Genomic DNA, 19,058 nt, shown 5'->3' with positions numbered 1-19,058 from the left:
CGCCTCAATTAATTCTGTTTTAGATTGGTATTGTCTCATCAGCCCCTCCCAATAGATATAGTGTTGCATAACACAAACGCATCACTGTAAAAGTAGACCTTATAAAACCTTAAAAGTCAATTTTGGTTATGCTTTATGAGCAGCGGTTAGATTGGTATTGTCTCATCAGCCCCTCCCAATAGATATAGTGTTGCATAACACAAACGCATCACTGTAAAAGTAGACCTTATAAAACCTTAAAAGTCAATTTTGGTTATGCTTTATGAGCAGCGGTTATGAAATGGCGAACGCAAACCATTTTTCAGTTCATGCTGGGCTTGGCTTGAGTTTCCTGTTTATCGATTACGGTGTTGGCTCCTAAAATTGTAAGGAATCCAATCGGCCTTCCAAAAACGCTCTTTCAAAATAAATGAATGCCGTCCGAAAATATTTTCAGACGGCATTCTGATAAGCCGGTTACGGACGCGGTGTCATCAATAAAACTTTTTCGTTTTCCGCCGACCACATCAATTTAGCCGTTTCGCGCAATTGGCTGCGGCTGAAGCTTTGCGGGATCGCCTTAATTTCCTCCAGATAACGCGCATCTCCGTAGTTTTGGTGGCTTTTTACCAAGCGCTCCAACCACAATTCCGGTTTGCGGCGATGGGTATTTTCCTGCTCGATAAAGAGTTTGCGTAAATTCCGTGCTTCAGTGAAACCGATGTTCTCAGGCAAATTGGCCAACACTTTTTGCGCTGTTTGCCAAACCGTCTGAGCCTGTCCGATTGAGGTATTAAACGACAAACGGCTTTCAATCCGATTCTGTCTTTCATTCGGCTCGGCATGAAATTTCACACCGTAAACACTTTGCCGTTTGCTGCGCAATTCTTCTTTCAAACGCGCATTGGCAATATTATTCAACAACTTGATTTGCTCATACTGCCCCGGAGAAAGTGGTGAGGTTTTTTTCCAAGATAAAGCCTGCACATCCACGCCTTGCGTATCGTTAGCGGATATCTGCACCTTTTGTCGGCCGCTTTGCCGCGGGTATTTCGTCGGTGGCATGGCTTTTCGTGGAATATCGGCCAAATATTGCTCCACCCAAGGCCTCACGTTTTCTATCGGCAAATTGCTGACGATATAATAAGTGGTCGGTGCTGCAGCCAACGTTTGCCATTGTTGCCGGAAAACCGCTTCATTCAATCCGGCGTAAGCATTGCTTTCAGACGGCATCTGTAAATTGCGGCCATATTGCATGATATTTAAAGCATGACGCTGCCGGCCTGATTTGGCATATTGTTCTACCTTGAAGCGCGCTTCTTCCCGCTTCACTGCTTGCTGCCAACCGCTGAAATCAGGCGCGGTTTGATGATGGCGGTAAAGCTGTAACACCGATTGCAGGGCGGTTTTTGCAGCCTGCACATCAGTGCTTTGATGATAACCGTCTAAGCGGAAACGGTACCAGTGTATGCCCTGCCTCTGCTGCCATTGCCTGAAACCGGCAGCACTCATGCCTTGCGGTACCGAACGCGCCAACACATCGCCCAGAATTTCCGCCTGCCATGCCTGTTGTGGCCGGTTCAAATAGCCGACATTGGATAATGCTTTAAAATACAGGCTGTTACCCGCCACCGGTAATTTCATGACAACAACAGTATCGCCGTTGCTTAAAGTCAGGTAGTGCAGATTCAATTTGGCATCATGGCGTTCGGCCAGAATTCGGCCTCCTTGGTTTTCAGCAAAACGAGGCTCATTCAGGCCGTCTGAAACCGGTTCAGACGGCCTGGCAGTTTGGTTCAGTTTGGATATGGCGGGCAGATTCACTTTTTCATCTGCCTGCGCCTGCACCTGAATCATTTTATCGGGCGCATTGAGCCAATCGGCAATGCGTTGATTCACCACTTTGGCGTTAATGCGGTAGAGCTGGCTGCGGTCTATGGTTTGGATTTCGGCATCGGGTATAGGTAAACCGCGCAATACAGTTCTGTCACTCAGCGTCGTCACTTTGTCCAAATCATCCGGAATACCGGCTTTCTGCGGTGATAAATTGCCGTGCAGCGCTTTGCGGTATTGCGCCAATTCTTCATTGGTGGCCGGGGTGTTTAAAATTTCTTGACACAAATGACGCAATACGTCCAACATTTCACCATGCTGGTTGGGCGCAGTTTCAGATTCAAACACCAACACGCCGGTATTGCGGCCCAGCGTATCCATTTTCAATACCACATTTTCGCCTGACTGCTGAATACGGCGGTTGACGACAAACGCAGCGAAATTATCCAGCAAGTGCTGGTAGGCATGCTCTTCGTAAGCCGATGCCGGTTGTTTTTTGAAACGGAAAACCAATGATAATTTGTTCTCAACATTATCGCGATCGGCAACTTGCACAATATGCCAACCGTTTTGTAAAGTCGGCTCGTATTCTTCATGACGCCGCTCGCTCAACTTAATCGGCTGCAAACTGCCAAATGCTTTTTGAATAAGTCTGGCGGTTTCGTCAATATTCACATTTCCCATTACCACCAACACGGCATTATTTACGCCATACCAGCGGTTATGGAAATCGCCGGCAGTTTTCATATCGGCTTTTTCAATCGCTTCCAACCGCCCGATCGGCGCATACCGCCCTTGCCGCGCACCTTTGTACATCAATTCATGTTGCTGGCGGCTTAATCGGTTTTGAAGGCTTTGCTGCTGTCGCCATTCGCTCAAAATCACCTGCCGTTCTTTATCCCAATCTGCAGCTGAAAACTGCTTTGGCTGCAAAATTTGGCGGTAAATCAATAAAGTTTCATCAAGCTGCTTTATCCCGAGCGGCGGAGTCAGCATATAGCGCGTGTAGTCGTATGTGGTGAGCGCATTGAAATGGCGACCCATCTGCCAACCGTCTTTTATCAGGCGGTTGGAAAGGCCTTGCGGATTTTGCGGCGATGATTGGAACACCATATGCTCGGTGATGTGGGCAATGCCTTCTTCTCCGGCATTTTCATCTGCCGCACCCACGCCGACATTCATACGTGTCACCAGCCGCTTACCGGCAGACGGTATTTTGAAAATATGGTAAGTCAAGCCGTTGGCGAGCTTGCCGGCGGCATACAGCGGCTGATTGGCATAAGCAGGCAAAGCGGTACCGATGGCGCCCAGCACGACAAAATAAGTGAGCTTCATTGCAGAGTTTCCGTTTGATGAGGCCGTCTGAAGCGGTCCTGTAATGAAGCATTATAGCCTTTATTTATTCAAAATGAATACATTAAACTGATTTTATCCAACACTTTTCAGACAGACTCAAACTTCATGCCGCACCATATCGATATGAGGAATTCCGTCTTCCAAATAATCTCCCGAAACTGCTTGAAAACCCAATGATTCATAAAACCGTTGCAAATAAAGCTGCGCTTGGATATGAATTCCATATTTTGGAAAACGGCTTTTTGCAGCCTGAAATGCCTGCCGCACCAACACCCTGCCCAATCCCGAATTACGGCAGGAAGGCACCACCAGCACGCGCCCGATTTTCACCGCCTCATCTTCAGCGATAATCCGGCAATAAGCCGACAACGCGCCGTCTTTTTCTGCAAACAAATGCAGCGCGTGTAAATCTTGTTCGTCGATTTCGGAATAGGCGCAATTCTGTTCCACGACAAAAACATCAATGCGGCTTTTATAAATCTGCCAAAGCTCGAGACGGCTCAATTCGGTAAATGCTTTAATGTGCCAATTCATTTTTTACCTTTTAAATAAGTCTTTAAAAAACATCGGCTTTAAGAAGGCATCACAAAACGCTCGGACATACCATCAAGATAGGCCGGTGTTTGGCGGAAAAATATATCAAAGATAAGGATTTTGCAAAGGATTCGAGCCTTCTGAAAGATTCACACGACCGACCATGTCTTAAGCCAGGGTATCCAGAATCCGACGCAAATCATTCGCACCAACCTGCCCGGGGGCAGAAGCCTTGGCCGCCGCACCAAAAGTCATGGCCGAGCCGAAAGTTTGTCCGGCCAAACGGCTGATGATGCCCAATTTACCCATCGACATGGTGACAATCGGCTGTTTGGCAGTCTGGAATACTTCCTGCGTGGCATCCAGCAAGGTCAATACATCAGCAGCACTTTGCGGCATTACGGCGATTTTGCAAATGTCCGCACCCAAGCTTTCCATTTTTTTCAGACGGCCTGTAATTTCATTTTTCGGCGGTGTTTGGTCAAAATCATGATTGCACAACAAAGCCACCACGCCTTTGGCTTTTGCCGCTTGCACAGCCGCTTGCACTTTTTCATCACCAGCAAATAGTTCAATGTCAATGATGTCCACCAGGCCGGATTTGATCGCGCGGTGAATCAGGCTGAAATAATAGTCATCGCCGCAAGGACATTCACCACCTTCCGCCACACGGCGGAAAGTGAACAGCAGCGGTGTATCCGGCAAGATTTCGCGCACTTTTGCCGTTTGCGCCAATACGGCATCGGCATTATTGGCGATGTCTAAAAAATCAACACGGAACTCCATAATGTCAAAACTTAATCCATCTAAGGCGGAAATGGCTTTTTGCAGGCCATCCGGATTTTCAGCCACCAGCGGTACGGCGATTTTCGGGCTGCCGGCACCTAATGTGACGTTTTTGATTTGAACGGTATTCATCTCTATCTCCTTTATCTTCAAATACTGTGCATTAAATTCAAAGCAGATAAGCCGGCGGATTACAGACAGTACGGTTAGGTAAATATCTTCCTTGCGTCATACATCCCCTTTCCGGCATAAAACACGCCTACTGCGTTGAAAATGCGCGCAAAGTTCCCGACCTTGCTGCACCGGCCGGGGTTACCGGCGCAGCGTGTCAAACTATTTTCTTTGAGTATCACCTTACATCCTCGCTTTTCTGCTCGAAAATGGGCGGCGCAGACGAAATAAGGATATGTCCCAGTATGGCCGAACGAACCAACACAGCCCCGGTTTAAAGATAATTTATGGGGAAATAGAAGGCCGTCTGAAAAGCGGCGATACTTTCAGACGGCCTTCCTGATACTAAACGCAATCAGCCATTATTGATCCACAAACGCGCGTTCAATCAGGTAATCGCCACGCTGGCCGACTTTTGGCGACGGCGTCAGGCCGAAGCTGTCGAGAATGGCGGCGGTGTCTTTGTTCATCGCGGTACTGCCGCACAACATAGCGCGGTCGTTTTGCGGATTTATCGGCGGCAAACCAATGTCTTCAAACAATTTGCCACTCTTCATCAAATCGGTCAGACGGCCACGATGTTCAAATTCTTCGCGCGATACCACCGGATAGTAAATCAACTTTTCTTTCACCATCTCGCCCAAGTATTCATGCTCCGGCAATCCTTTGGTGAAGTGGTCGTAATAGGCCAAGTCTTCTTTATAGCGCACGCCGTGAACTAAAATCACTTTTTCAAATTGTTCATAAATGTCAGGGTCTTTGGTCACGCTCAAGAATGGGGCAAGGCCGGTACCGGTGCTCAGCAGATATAAATGTTTGCCCGGATTCAGGTCGCCTGCAACCAACGTGCCGGTCGGTTTTTTGCTGATTAGCACTTCATCACCCACTTGCAAATGCTGCAAACGGCTGGTCAACGGACCGTCTTGCACTTTAATACTGAAAAATTCCAAATGTTCTTCCCAGTTTGCCGAAGCCACGCTGTATGCGCGCATCAACGGTTTGCCGTCTACCATCAGGCCAATCATTACGAATTGGCCGTTTTCAAAGCGCAATGATTCGTCGCGGGTGCAAGTAAAGGTAAAATAAGCATCCGTCCAGTGATGCACAGACAACACTTTTTCAGTATAAAATTTTGATGACATGAATCTTTTCCTATGAACAAAAAGCCGTTGCCGGCACTTTCTACCTACAACATTATGAAAATAATCGTTTTCAATCGGTGCACATCGCAAATCAGCATTGTATGTGCAGAATATTTCACTTCGGAGGCCGTCTGAAATATTAATCCGCCGAAACGAAAACAATATGTTCAGGCGGCCTCATTTTGCCAATGATTACTCCAAAGCGGCGCGGATAATGTTTTTCACCAACCCGACATCGTTTTTCACCACTTCGACACGCTGCGGTAAATCTTCCAAGCCTCCCAAACCAATCGGACGCGGAATCGTCACATCACCTACGGCTTCGTAAATGGTTTGGTCAAATTTAGCTGCCAATGCGGTTTCCAAACAAACAATGGTTTCACCCGCTTCTCGTACTTCACGCGCAACTTTCACGCCGTCGGCGGTGTGCGGATCAATCAGTTCGTCGTCTTGTTCATACACTTGGCGGATGGTAGCCAAGCGGTCGGTGTGGGTTGATTTGCCTGATACAAAGCCGTATTTATCACGCACTTGTTCTAATTGGTCTTTTAAATCAAAGCCTTCTCCGGACGCCACGTCAGCCCACAAGCTTTGGATTTTGCCGGCATCGCGCTCCATCAGGTCAAACACAAAACGCTCGAAATTGGAAGCTTTGGAAATATCCATCGATGGACTGGACGTGACATGTGTGTGTTCGGTGTTGCGCGGCCGGTAACGGCCGGTTTTGAAAAACTCGTCCAACACATCGTTTTCATTGGTTGCCACGATTAAACGGCATACCGGCAAACCCATTTGGCGCGCGATATGGCCGGCACAAACATTACCGAAATTACCGCTCGGCACGCAGAAGCTGACTTTTTGCTCGTTACTGGTGGTGGCATTGAAATAGCCGGCAAAATAATACACCACCTGCGCCACAATACGCCCCCAGTTGATGGAATTTACCGTACCGATATGGTATTCGGCTTTGAATCTGACGTCGTTCTGCACCGCTTTCACGATGTCTTGGCAATCGTCAAACATACCTTCTACGGCGATGTTGTGGATGTTTTCGTCTTGCAGGCTGAACATTTGCGCACGTTGGAAGGCACTCATCTTACCTTCGGGCGACAACATAAATACATTCACGTTTTTTTTGCCACGCAAAGCATATTCGGCGGCCGAACCGGTATCACCGCTGGTTGCACCCAAAATGTTGATCTGCCTGCCTTCTTTGGCCAGCACATATTCAAACGCATTGCCCAAAAACTGCATCGCCATGTCTTTAAACGCCAAGGTCGGGCCGTTGGATAAAGCTTCGATTTTGATACCGTCCGAAAGCGTGCGCACGGGCGTGATTTCTACCGTACCGAAAACGGATTCGGTGTAGGTGCGGTTGACGATGTCGCACAAATCATCATGTTGAATATCTGTAGCAAACAGGCTGATGATTTCAAAAGCCAGCTCAGGATAGCTCAGAACGCGCCATTTCTGCAGGGTTGCTTCGTCCACTTGCGGATAATGATCGGGCAGCATCAAGCCACCGTCGGGTGCCAAACCCATCAATAACACTTCGCTGAACGATTTTGGCGCAGTGGCACCGCGCGTGCTGATATATTTCATGTCTTCTGCTCTGTATCTGTTTTTACCATTAAAGATTTCAGACGGCCTGAATCGCTTTCAGGCCGTCTGAACAATTAATTGCCGGTGTAAATGCGTTTTACGCAGGCAGCCACAGTTTTGGTGGTCACAGTGGCCAAGGCTTGCGTACGGGTACTTGGGCTCAAAACCCGCATCATTTCGGCGGCAGTCAGTTGGTTAGGGGCTTCTTCACTGGCGCAGCTGCAGATTTTCCGTTCCCATTCTTCCTGTTTTTCAGACGACATTGCCAATGCCGCCATGCGCCATTCGGGGCGCTTGTTCAATTGGGTGCGGCATTGGTTTTCCACCGCCATTTTTACCACGCTGCCGCCGATGCCGGTGCCGGCACCCAAGCCGTTCATTGAAGCACCCGTACCGCTTGCACATGCACCCAACAATAAAGCTGGAGCAGCAACTGCCAAGATTTTTTTCATTCTGATAACTTTCCAAAAGGAATATTCAAATAAAGATTCAAATTGGCGCGGCAGGCTGTTGTTTCGCCCGCCTCGCCTTGTTGTACCGTCACGCAACATATCGGCTGCGCGCTTTAAATTTCCGGCATATTATACAGCAAGGCTCTGGATCATGCGAACGCTTGCGCTATAATATCCGGCAAGAAAACCATAGTGCCGTCTGAAACGGAATCTGCCATGAACGATTTATTTGCCCGCCAACCGGAAGCCCCACTTGCCGAACGCCTGCGCCCGCACACTTTAGACGATGTCATCGGCCAGCAGCACCTCATCGGCGAAGGCAAGCCTCTACGTGTGGCGGTAGCAGGCGGCAAACCCCATTCCATGTTGCTGTGGGGGCCGCCCGGTGTGGGGAAAACCACTTTGGCGCGGATTTTGGCGCAAAGTTTCAATGCACAGTTTTTACCTGTTTCGGCGGTATTTTCCGGCGTGAAAGACATACGCGAAGCCATCGATAAGGCCGGAATCGCTTTGCAGCGCGGCCGGACAACGATTTTGTTTGTCGATGAAGTGCATCGTTTCAATAAAGCGCAACAAGACGCCTTCCTGCCGCATGTGGAAAGCGGTTTGCTGACCTTTATCGGCGCGACCACAGAAAACCCGTCGTTTGAAGTCAATCCGGCCCTTCTCAGTCGCGCGCAAGTGTATGTGCTGCAGTCTCTATCGGCGCAAGATTTGCAGAAATTAATTGGAAAAGTACTGGCCTTGCCAGAATATCAAAGCTTCGGGATTGATGTGGAAGCGCGCGAATTATTGTCGAATACCGCCGATGGCGATGCACGGCGGATGTTGAATTTATTGGAACAATTGCTTCGCGCTGCCGATACACGCCGTCTGAAAACCTTGGATGCGGCGTTTCTGGCGGAAAGTTTGGGTGCACAAATCCGCCGCTTCGATAAAGGCGGCGAGAGCTTTTACAACCAGATTTCCGCGCTGCACAAATCGGTACGCGGTTCACACCCGAATGCCGCGCTGTATTGGTTTTGCCGCATGCTCGACGGGGGCGCTGATCCGCGTTATCTCGCACGGCGCATTGTACGCATGGCATGGGAAGACATCGGATTGGCTGACCCGCGTGCGTTTCAAATTGCCAACGATGCCGCCACGACCTTTGAGCGGCTGGGCAGCCCCGAAGGCGAATTGGCTTTGGCGCAGGCGGTTTTATACTTGGCTTCGGCAGCAAAATCCAATGCGGGCTACAATGCCTACAATCAAATGCGTACGTTTTTACAGGAAAATGCCAGTAATGAAGTACCGGTACATTTGTGCAACGCCCCGACCAAACTGATGAAAGAATTGGGTTATGGGCACGAATACCGCTACGCCCATGATGAGCCGAACGCCTATGCCGCCGGTGAAACCTATATGCCCGACGGCTTGGAAGAACCTGAATTTTACCAACCTGTGCCGCGCGGCTTGGAAATCAAAATAGGTGAAAAGCTGGCTTGGTTGAAATCATTGGATGATGAAGCCTCAAACCAAAACGGTTGAGCCTTTTTTAGGGCGTGCCCCCATTTTGTCTGTATCGCACATTTTCGAGCAGAAAAGCATGTATATCAGGAAAAAAGCGAGACAAGATGGACACCTTACGCGCATTTTCAACACAGCAGACAGGTTTTTATGTCGAAAAGATGCCCCATGATGAAATTCAGACAGCTTGAAATCCACACCTGCTACTAAAAATAACAACAGCCGTTTCAAATTGTTTCGGGATACTCTGAATCCCAATCTGTTGGCGTTTTTTCTCGCCGGTTTGGGCTTGGGCTTCACCACCTGCATGTATCCGCTGCTGCCAATCGTATCGAGCATTGTGGTCAGCGATAAAAATTCCGCCCAAGGCCGTCGTTCGCCTTGAAGACAAGCCTTAATAACAATCTTTGGCTTCTGCTCTGTAAAAACAGCCGGCTGCTTTAAGAATTCTGTTCTTTTTCCTGCGTCTGCGGCTGTTTGTCGCACTTTTTTTATGCGTGATGCCGAGCCGTTTCAATGCGTAAGAAAGGGACGAGTGCGCACAGTTGGGTTGGCGCGCAAAGTCTTCTGCCATTGGTAATCATCGGGATATTGTCCGACATTTTGGCGTCGTGCTTCGTCATTGATCTTGGTGGGCTGGCGCGTTCGTATTAAATAATCTATACCGTTTTTAATTTAAGTGATTTTAAGGCCGTCTGAAAAGCATCTTTCCTTTTCAAACGGCCTTTTTCAATTATTCCGCCGGATCGATAATCAACACACGGCGGTTTTGCGGATTCCACAAAAGGTGCGCTGTTTTCCGCAGGTTGTCTGCCGTCAGACCATCAGACAAGCTGTGCATTTCTTTCAGATAACGCGCATCACCGAAATGCTGCTCGCTCAATATTAATCGGTTCAGCCACGTTTCAGGGTGTTTCAGACGGCCTTCTTCCTGTTTGCTAAAGTTGGCGCGTAACGGTGCGATTTGCTTTTCAGTAATGGTTTGCGGAAACTTTGCTAAGGCCGCTTCACCGAGTTTCCATAAGCTGTCGGCTTGGTCGGCGGTAGTGGCAAAGCGTAACTCGCTTTCTACGCGGTTGTCGGCTGGATTGAGCGAAGTTTCAAATTTCAGGCTGTACACGCCCAAGGCTTTGTCGCGCAATATGGTCTTAAGCTGCTCGTAAGCCAGTATGCGTAAAATGGAAATTTGCGCGGCGGTTTGGGGCGACCATTGGTATGGGGTAAACGACCATACGGCGACATCGCTACGGCTTTCGGGATTTACGGCTTGACGTTCGACTTTTTCACCGCCCAATGCCAGATAAGGCTGCGGTTTTTCAGACGGCCTGCGTTCGATTGCAGCCAGATATTTCGTTACCAAGGACTTGAGTTTGGCCGGTTTTTGCGTGCTGACCAGATAATACGTCATCGGCGTGCGGCTCAAGGTCTGCCATTGCGCCAGAATTTCCGGCGCTTCAGTCGCTTCCAAATCGGCTTGGGTTGGCGACGCATAAGCTTTGCCGCCGAAACGGATATCGGTCAGTGCTTTGTTTTTAGCGGCACGGCTGGATGTTTGCTCCATCGGGATGCGGCGGATCATCGGCATAATGGCATCGCGGTAATCTTCGCTCACTTGCGGCGTGGTTATATAAGCATGATACAGGCGGAACAGATTTTCTGCCGCTCCATCCGGTACATTTCCTTCCAGCTTGATCTCGTTAGCCGCCATACTCATGCTCAGGCTGAGTTTGTGCTGTTTTTTCCATGCTTCGAGCTGTTCGTTACGCCAGCCCTGCGGCGCCGACTGCCACACGATTTGCTGCGCCAGTTGCGATTGCCACGGATTCAGGCTCGGGCTCATGAACCCGCTTTTGCCCAAGGCGCGAAAATAGGTTTTGCCGTCTGCCACCGGATGATTCAATAAAATTACTTTATCGCCGTTTTGCAATATCCAGCGTGTGATTTTAAGCTGTTTATCGTATTGTTCGGCAATGATTTTTCCTTCGGCTGGCCGGGCTGTAAACACGCCTTTGCCGTATTCCGCTTTGACGCGCAGTTTCGGCAAATCGGCCTGTTTCCATTGATCCGCCTCTGCCTGAATTTGGGCCGCATTCGGAAAACCTTTGATTTCCGTCAGGCTCGGAGCTTGGATTTGCACCGATTTGTCATCGGCATTGAGCCATTGCTGCAAACGCGTGTTGACATCGGCGGGGGTTAGGGTTTTCAATGCTTTCCCTGCCAACACGGCATTTTCTGCCTGCGTGCGGACAGGTTTGCCGGCAAAGGCATTTTCGCTCACGCTTTGAATTGCGTCGCCAAACGGCTCAGGCAAGGTATTTTTCTTTTTTGCCCGCCCGATGGCACGGTTCATGGTCGCCATATATTCGTCAAACTCGGCTTGCGTTACCGGCGCGCGCAAAATGCGTTCGCGTAATTTCAAAATTTCAGTCAGGCCTTGCTTGTGGCCGTCGGGGGTAACGGAAGCCACAAAACCCACTGCTACGGTTTGACGTCCGATATCGGCTTTGCGTGCAGTGATGGTGCTGACCGCTTTGGGCAAATCGCGGATTTCATTTTTTACGCGCTGTGCCAGAATATGGCCGGCAAAGCGGTCGAGATAACGCTCGCGGGTGCCGTTTTCGGTTGCATAATCGCGTGAAGGCTTGTCGTTTTGACGGAACAATAACGCTACAAAGCTGCCGCCGCTGTCACGATCTTGCAATTGGTCGATATGAAAGCCTTTTCTTAATTCCGGCTCGTAATAACCGCCGCTGCGATCTGGCAATACGCCTGCTTTCAAATGGCCGAAATGTTTTTCCAGCGCGGATTTTGCCTGCTCGGGCGTAATATCGCCGGAAATCATTATCTGCATATTGTTCGGTACATACCACTGCCGGTGAAACGCCTGTAACACTTCGACAGGCGTATTGCGTATACTCTGCTGCGTGCCGATAATGGCAAAACGCGCTTGGCGGCTGCCGCTGCGGTTGACTTCATTGCGGCGGCGGTTCATGCGTTCGTTTACGCCCAAGCCGTTACGCCATTCCGCTTCAATCACTTGTTGCTCTTTTTTCCAGTCTTCGGCAGAAAACGGATGCGGCGACATCATGGCAGACAAGGCTTTCAGCGTATCATCAAGCTGCTTGGTACCTTGGTTGGGGCTGAACATATACAGCGTGCGCTCATAATTGGTCATGGCATTGAAATTCGCGCCGCGCCGCCAACCTTGCGCCATCAGTGTATCACCTACGCCTTTGGGAAATTCGGGCGCGCTGCGGAATACCATATGCTCGACCATGTGCGCCACGCCGATTTCGGTGGTACCGTTTTCATCACTGGCACCCACACCTACTTGAATGCGTACGTCAATGCGGCCAGGTTCGGACGGTACGTTCAACACATGGTAGACCAAGCCGTTGTTCAGACGGCCTGTAGCATAAGTGTTGGCGGCACAAACAGCAGCCACTGCCGTTGAGAGTGCGGCGGTGAGAATGATTTGAGGGATAAGCGGGTTCATTTTCAGATTTTTCTAAAAGTTTTCAGACGGCCTGCCGGTTATGATGCAAAAGCCGTCTGAAGGATACGGATTTTACGGAACCTGATATCTATTGAACAGATTAACGAATTAATCCGAATACGGCAGAGGCCGTCTGAAAGGCATGAGTTATTGATTCAGACGGCTTTCTGCCTGCTTCGATTGGTTTGGCTTTCAGACAGGCCCGAATGTACTCGAAGCCATCTGAAAGATTACCATTTATAGCTGACACCCAACCAATAGTTACGTCCCATTTTATAAGAAGTGCCGGAAGAAACAACTGGTTGTTTTTTATTGAAAACATTATTGATGTCGGCAGTCACTTCCAATTCATGGCCAAACGGCATCGGCTGTTTGTAAGCGAAACGCCAGTCCACAAACAATGCCGAACCCAAAGCCGCATCTTTATACAAAGCTGCAGTGCCGTTGTAATCGCCACAAACCGCACTATAACGTGATGACGTACAACTCACATCGCCGGCAGCATAACGATACTTGCGCGAGGCCGTCCAACTGAAGCGTTGATCCCAATGCAGGCGCAGGCGCGGGAAGTAAGTATTCAGACTGACAAATGCTTTCCACGGCGCATTGAAATCGGCTGCGGGCAACGACTGCGTATCAAGCAGCTGATTGTTGTAAATGGCTTTTTCGGCAACATCAGTAGCCGTATCATCATAATAACTGTTGTTGGTTTTGGTGCGTTGCACCTGCACGCCGACATTCCAGTCGATTTCGGCGTATTTCCATGCCAATTTGCCGGTAGGGGAAACGGCCAAAGTGAAGGTATTGTTTTTGCTCCAACCATCGTTGGTCAAAATACGGGTTGAATCGGTTTCGCTGCGGCGCACACGGGTTAGCTGGTCTTTGCCGTTGCGGTGTACCCATTTCAATGTCCAAATACTGTCGAACATTTTCTGCGTCACACCCAGTACGGCTTCATCGCTGTATGGTGTTTTCAGATTGGAAACATCGTATCTGACCGTACCGCCCACTCCGCTGCTGTCATAAGTCCAATCTGATAAAGTCTTGCCGTTCAATTTACGTGTGTAAACATGGTTATTGCCGATTTCCTGACGCAGCTTGTAAGCCAACATGGAAGCCGAGTAATAGCGGTTTAAGCCACCAAACAAACGGGTTGACGTATCGCCGAACACATCATAGGCCACCGCCAAACGCGGCGCGATATTGTTATTGCCTAAGAATGAGTTGCGGTCAAAGCGCAAACCGGCATTGATGCTTAAATTTTTCCAAGACATATTGTCCTGAATGTATAAGCTGTAAGTACTATCATCCACCTTTACATTACGGGTCGGATAGTGGGTCCAGCGTGCAGCGTATTGTTCGCCACCAATACATTCATTAGCATCACCGCATTCAACGCGGTTTGAGGCGGTATAATTGTAAAGATTGGCCTCGCTGCTGCGCTTATATTTCGCATCCGCTTTATCAAATTGCCAACCAAAACCGATACGGTGTTTGACTGCACCCGTCTCAAAAGCATTCAGGTTATAATCTTGCTTGAGTGTTACAGTGCTTTTTTCTGTTTCAAATTCGCCATAGCCGCCGTTGGTGACTGTCGCACCATTGGCACGATACGGAATACCGGCACTACGACGGTAGATGCGATAAGTATCGGCATCGTATTTCATATTATCGCCGGTTTTACGGTAGGCGATTTGGCTTTTCATGTTCGCCCAAGACAAATCACGTTCCCAATCTGCATCAAAGCGCAAGCCGCCGCCTTTTGCAGTGTACAAACCGTCAATATTATTCGGCAGCGTATATTTGGACTTGTGCGGCGAATACATAGCTGTTGCTTTGACAACATCACCCGAGTCGGCATGATACGAACCGCGCAGCAAAAAGGTTTCGCTGCTGCGGCGTTGGTTGGTCGAATAAAGATTCTTACCCCACACGGCTTTATCTTGGCCGGCATCACGCAATGCGCCAAAGGTATAGGGAATCTTGGAATCGGTTTTATTATATGAAAACAATACGGCCGCTTTTTCGTTAATCGGCTGATTAATCATCACGCCGTATTGCTGTTTGCGAAATTGCGGCTGGTCGTAAACACTGGCTGTTTGGATAAAATCCTCTCTGTCTTTTTCCGCAATATGAAAATCCGCCCATTCGTCACGGGTAGTACGGTAGAAAATCTTGCCGCTGCTTTTTGCGTATCCGGATTTAAGTTCGGCATTCACCAAACCGCCGGTAAAATTGCCATATTTTGCAGAAATATTGCTGTCGAACACTTCAACATTTTTCACCAAACTGCTGTCAATCCAAAAAGATTGCGTGCCGCCTGCGGGCAAATCCCAAGGGTTTGCCCCTAAAGGGGTTTTTTGAGTGTAATTATTCGAGCCCGGATTCAAATTGTCGTTGTTTGAGATACCGTCAATGGTAAAGTTGTTGTTGTAATACTTCTCACCATGAAACGATACTTCATCAGGACGAATCTCACCGCCTGAACGTGAATTTCCAGCCGTATTGGAAAATTGAACATTGGGATTGTTTTTCAGTAATTCGGTTAAATTGCCGTTGGTGCCGGGGCGGCGGGCAATATCCTCCTCACGCACACGCTGCGTTCCCATTTTATTGGCAAACGTTTCGCCACGGACAACGACTTCCCCTAAATCTTTTATTAATTCAACACGGCTATCTAATGTTTCCGTTTCATCTGCAGCAAAACCATTCGAAGCGGCAAAAACCGGCAGCAGGGCCAGCATGATTGCGTTGGGTTTCATGTTTCAATCTCTTTTAATTTAGGGTATAAAAAAATTAACAATCTTTCAGACGGCACTACCATTATTTTTTTCGGTGAGCCTTCTGACAACCAATTGATGATGCTTATTATTATCCGAATTAAAATTTTTGCTTTATTGATTAAATATGGCAATTTATTCTAAAAATAAAAAATATTCGAGCCTGAATTTATGAAATTTTACTATTAATAAAATTGCTTATCAATTAAATATAAATAGTTGTGATAAGAATATGTTGCATTTTTGTTCTTTTTTCATATTCTATTTATATTTTATATCGTTATTTTGATTGCCACATTACCGTCATCCAGACAAAAGGCCGTCTGAATACTGCACTTATTCAAGCAGCGTATTCAGACGGCCTGATAAACACCGGCATTTAAGCGGCTTTGAACGGCGTCAAATCCAATACTTCGTCATACATATCAGCCAATTCCGGCTGATGGCTCACAATGACCACCGTAGTATGCGGCAAGCGGTCTTTAAGCAGGTTCAGCAAACGTCGGGCCGACTGCATATCCAGTGCAGACGTGTTTTCATCCAAATAAAGATAGTCCGGCTGTGCGAGCAAAGCGCGGGCGATGGCGATGCGCTGCTGTTCGCCTGAAGATAAGGTTTGCGCCCAGTTTTGCACGGTGTGCAGATGATTTTGCCATTTTTCCAAACCGACATCGGCAAGCAATTGCTGATACACGCTGTCGTCATGATGTTGGTGTGACGGATAGCTGATGATGTCGGCCAAAGTGCCACCGCCCAAATAAGTGCGCTGCGGCAGCAATAAGCTGCTGCCATGCGGTGCCTGCCAGTTACCGTCATAATCCGCCCACAAGCCTCCTATGGTACGCAACAGCGTAGATTTTCCCAAACCGCTCTCGCCGGCAAGCTGCGTCCATTTTTGTGTCCGGACTTTGGCTTGCACATTACTTAAAATCGGTGTGCCGTTCGGTGTATAGATATTAAGACCGTTGATGCTTAAAGATTCGGCCTGCAACGGCGTTTTGTCGTTGGCTTGCTCTTTTAAAATATTTTTACGGAATTGGTGCAAACGCTGCACGGTCGCGCTCCACTCCGGCAAAATAGTGTAAGCAAACACAAACCAGCTCAATGAATTAAACACGGCTGAAAACGCACTGCGAATCTGCATAAGGCCGCCGAGCGTGATCACTTTGGCCATAAACAGCGGCACACTCGCCAACACCGGCAGCATCAATGAAAAGCGGTCGTAGCCGGTGGTGAAGAAACCGAGATTACGCTCACGGTTCATCAATGCGCGCCAGTTGCTGATGATTTCGTCAAATTCCTGACGCAAGGCCGTATGTTCTCGCGCTTCTCCGTGATACAACGCGATTTGTTCGGCATTGTCGTTTTTACGCACAAGCGAAGCACGGAAATCGGCTTCGAATTTTTGCTGACGGTAGTTTAATTCATGCAGTTTACGGCCGATGATTTGCGTAAAAATACTGCCGAACAGGGCATATACCACGGCAATCCAAACCAGATAGCCGGTAACCGTAATGCTGTGCCCCATGATATTAAAGGTATGCGTGCCGGATAATTTCCACAAAATCGCGATAAACGAATAAAGCTGGGCCAGATTGGTTAACAGGGAAATAAACAGCTCAATTGTACGCGAAACAAAGATATTCGCATCTTCGGCGATGCGCTGGTCAGGATTGTCGGTGGTTTGCTTCAAAGCGATGCGGTAATACGCGCGCTTGTGCAGCCAGTTGGACAATAACCGCTCGGTCAAGTGTGTGCGCCAGCGGATAATCAAGAGTTTGCGCAGCCATGCACGGTACACCGAAGACACTACGAATATGGCCACATAAACCAAATATTCTTGAATTAAAACATATAGTTCCTTGGCTTTAAATGCTTCCAGGGTATCGTAAAAAGATTTGCTCCATTCGTTGATGCGGACATTGATTTCCACCACGCCAAAACCAAGCGAAACCAAGACAATCAGTATCAGCCAAGAAAGCAGATTATCTCTGCGAAACCAGTAATCTTTAAGAAACCAATTGAATTGTTTGAGAATCGTCAACATACTTATTGCTTTAAAATGAGTATATGAAAATAAATATTAACTGCGCATTATACACGCTTGAAATTTGTCGTCCGATGTAATTTTACAGATGGCATAATCGATTTACAGTCCGTTTTGACGCCTGTTTCTTCCGTAACGGCTATTATTGCGCGTTGATGCTATAATCCGACAATATTTTTTAAAGCGAAAACTATGGAATCCGCAAATAAACCCACGCGCCTCTCCAAGCGTATGGCGCAACTCGGCCTCTGTTCGCGCCGTGAAGCCGACAACTACATTGAACAAGGCTGGGTAAAAGTCAACGGACAAACTGCCGTACTCGGTCAAAAAGTGAATGAAGCCGACCGCATTGATTTGAATAAACAAGCGCATGAACAGCAGGCCGGCCGCGTGACTATCTTGCTGAACAAACCGGTAGGTTTCGTCAGCGCGCAAGCGGAGAGAGGCTATAAACCAGCCACCGAATTGATTACCGCCGAAAACCAATGGGAAGGCGACGACAGCCGCATCCGCTTCAACGAGAAACACAAATTCGGCCTCGCCCCCGCCGGCCGTTTGGACATTGATTCAGTGGGTTTGCTGGTATTGACGCAAGACGGCCGCATTGCCAGGCAATTAATCGGGGAAAACAGCAACCGCGAAAAGGAATACTTAGTGCGCGTGCGCGGCAGATTAGATGAAAAAGGCTTGGCATTATTAAACCACGGCTTGAGCTTGGACGGTGAAAAACTGTGTCCGGCTAAAGTCGAATGGCAAAATACAGACCAACTGCGCTTTATTCTGACGCAAGGCAAAAAACGCCAAATCCGCCGCATGTGCGAGCTGGTCGGCCTGCGCGTGGTCGGCTTGAAACGAATCCGCATAGGCAAAGTCAAATTAGGCCAACTGCCGCCGGGCAAGTGGCGTTATTTGAAAGCGAATGAATCTTTTTGATTGTGATGAAACATCATCAGGCCGTCTGAAAGATGGTTTTCAGACGGCCTGTTTTATTCATACAATCAATTAATTTAAGGTGCTGTCCCAGATAACCAGGAAAAATTCTCACTTACTAATTATTTTAAAATGGAAATCTGAATTTTTACCCCGTTGTTGTCAAAACACTATTTACATTCCTTCAAATACAGCTCAAAATGTGCTTTGACAATACCGTTAAACTTGCGTCAATGGCGTTTTGCCTTATTCCAAAAATGCTCAATCCCATTAATAGGGTTTTGTCTTTCAGCAAAATGTGTACTGTGATTGATACAAAAATGGGTAAATTCACTCATATCTATAGTAAAAAGTAAAAGAAAAACAGACATGACACACCAACCTTTATGACAGCATACTCAAAAGACCATCGGCAAATGGTACTTGGCAAGCCCGAATCAA

12 protein-coding genes and 2 pseudogenes are annotated in these 19,058 nt (G+C 48.1%); 3 read left to right on the top strand and 11 right to left on the bottom strand.

All coding sequences use genetic code 11. The features are described from left to right. Positions 1-456 precede the first annotated feature (456 nt). The 6 genes from C7N83_RS07785 to C7N83_RS07760 all read right to left on the bottom strand — a co-directional run bounded on the left by C7N83_RS07785 (position 457) and on the right by C7N83_RS07760 (position 7,855). Positions 457-3,147 carry a M16 family metallopeptidase gene (locus C7N83_RS07785; RefSeq protein WP_106741813.1) on the bottom strand — a complete coding sequence of 897 codons (2,691 nt, stop codon included), beginning with the start codon at positions 3,145-3,147 and terminating at the stop codon, positions 457-459. A gap of 117 nt (positions 3,148-3,264) precedes the next feature. After that, positions 3,265-3,702 (bottom strand): GNAT family N-acetyltransferase, encoded by a 438-nt coding sequence (locus C7N83_RS07780; protein WP_106741811.1) that lies wholly within the window; start codon positions 3,700-3,702, stop codon positions 3,265-3,267. Between the two features lie 168 nt (positions 3,703-3,870). After that, positions 3,871-4,620, bottom strand: a complete 750-nt coding sequence (gene aroD / locus C7N83_RS07775; RefSeq protein ID WP_106741810.1) for a type I 3-dehydroquinate dehydratase — start codon at positions 4,618-4,620, stop codon at positions 3,871-3,873. Between the two features lie 401 nt (positions 4,621-5,021). Next, entirely contained in the window at positions 5,022-5,801 is a 780-nt protein-coding gene (locus C7N83_RS07770) for a ferredoxin--NADP reductase (RefSeq protein ID WP_106741808.1), read from the bottom strand. A 192-nt stretch (positions 5,802-5,993) separates the two neighbouring features. Beyond that, positions 5,994-7,403: a threonine synthase gene (gene thrC / locus C7N83_RS07765; protein WP_106741806.1), complete on the bottom strand. Its 1,410-nt coding sequence runs from the start codon at positions 7,401-7,403 to the stop codon at positions 5,994-5,996. Between the two features lie 74 nt (positions 7,404-7,477). Beyond that, positions 7,478-7,855 carry a hypothetical protein gene (locus C7N83_RS07760; RefSeq protein WP_106741815.1) on the bottom strand — a complete coding sequence of 126 codons (378 nt, stop codon included), beginning with the start codon at positions 7,853-7,855 and terminating at the stop codon, positions 7,478-7,480. Between the two features lie 216 nt (positions 7,856-8,071). On the opposite strand from C7N83_RS07760, the gene C7N83_RS07755 reads away from it, so the two are divergent. Beyond that, positions 8,072-9,385: a replication-associated recombination protein A gene (locus C7N83_RS07755; RefSeq protein WP_106741805.1), complete on the top strand. Its 1,314-nt coding sequence runs from the start codon at positions 8,072-8,074 to the stop codon at positions 9,383-9,385. A 187-nt stretch (positions 9,386-9,572) separates the two neighbouring features. Beyond that, positions 9,573-9,737, top strand: a pseudogene (locus C7N83_RS07750) (cytochrome c biogenesis protein CcdA); the annotation flags it as partial. A 21-nt stretch (positions 9,738-9,758) separates the two neighbouring features. Here C7N83_RS07750 and C7N83_RS16975 read toward each other — a convergent pair. The 4 genes from C7N83_RS16975 to C7N83_RS07730 all read right to left on the bottom strand — a co-directional run bounded on the left by C7N83_RS16975 (position 9,759) and on the right by C7N83_RS07730 (position 17,687). After that, positions 9,759-9,938 carry an IS630 transposase-related protein gene (locus tag C7N83_RS16975; protein WP_106741802.1) on the bottom strand — a complete coding sequence of 60 codons (180 nt, stop codon included), beginning with the start codon at positions 9,936-9,938 and terminating at the stop codon, positions 9,759-9,761. A 159-nt stretch (positions 9,939-10,097) separates the two neighbouring features. Beyond that, positions 10,098-12,860, bottom strand: a complete 2,763-nt coding sequence (locus tag C7N83_RS07740) for a M16 family metallopeptidase (RefSeq protein WP_106741800.1) — start codon at positions 12,858-12,860, stop codon at positions 10,098-10,100. Between the two features lie 230 nt (positions 12,861-13,090). Next, positions 13,091-15,622 carry a TonB-dependent receptor plug domain-containing protein gene (locus C7N83_RS07735; protein WP_106741798.1) on the bottom strand — a complete coding sequence of 844 codons (2,532 nt, stop codon included), beginning with the start codon at positions 15,620-15,622 and terminating at the stop codon, positions 13,091-13,093. Positions 15,623-16,019: 397 nt separating this feature from the next. Next, positions 16,020-17,687: an ABC transporter ATP-binding protein/permease gene (locus tag C7N83_RS07730; RefSeq protein ID WP_106741796.1), complete on the bottom strand. Its 1,668-nt coding sequence runs from the start codon at positions 17,685-17,687 to the stop codon at positions 16,020-16,022. A gap of 192 nt (positions 17,688-17,879) precedes the next feature. Between C7N83_RS07730 and C7N83_RS07725 the strand changes: the two genes are divergently transcribed. Continuing rightward, positions 17,880-18,620, top strand: coding sequence for a pseudouridine synthase (locus C7N83_RS07725; protein WP_106741795.1), 741 nt, complete (start codon positions 17,880-17,882; stop codon positions 18,618-18,620). Positions 18,621-18,739: 119 nt separating this feature from the next. Here C7N83_RS07725 and C7N83_RS07720 read toward each other — a convergent pair. Further along, positions 18,740-18,961 (bottom strand): annotated as a pseudogene (locus C7N83_RS07720) (IS1595 family transposase); the annotation flags it as partial. Positions 18,962-19,058: the final 97 nt, after the last annotated feature.

It is taken from the genome of Neisseria iguanae, assembly GCF_003013245.1.
GTDB lineage: Bacteria > Pseudomonadota > Gammaproteobacteria > Burkholderiales > Neisseriaceae > Neisseria > Neisseria iguanae.
The sequence above is the reverse complement of the archived record's forward strand: the minus strand, read 5'-3'. Positions and strand labels throughout refer to the sequence as shown.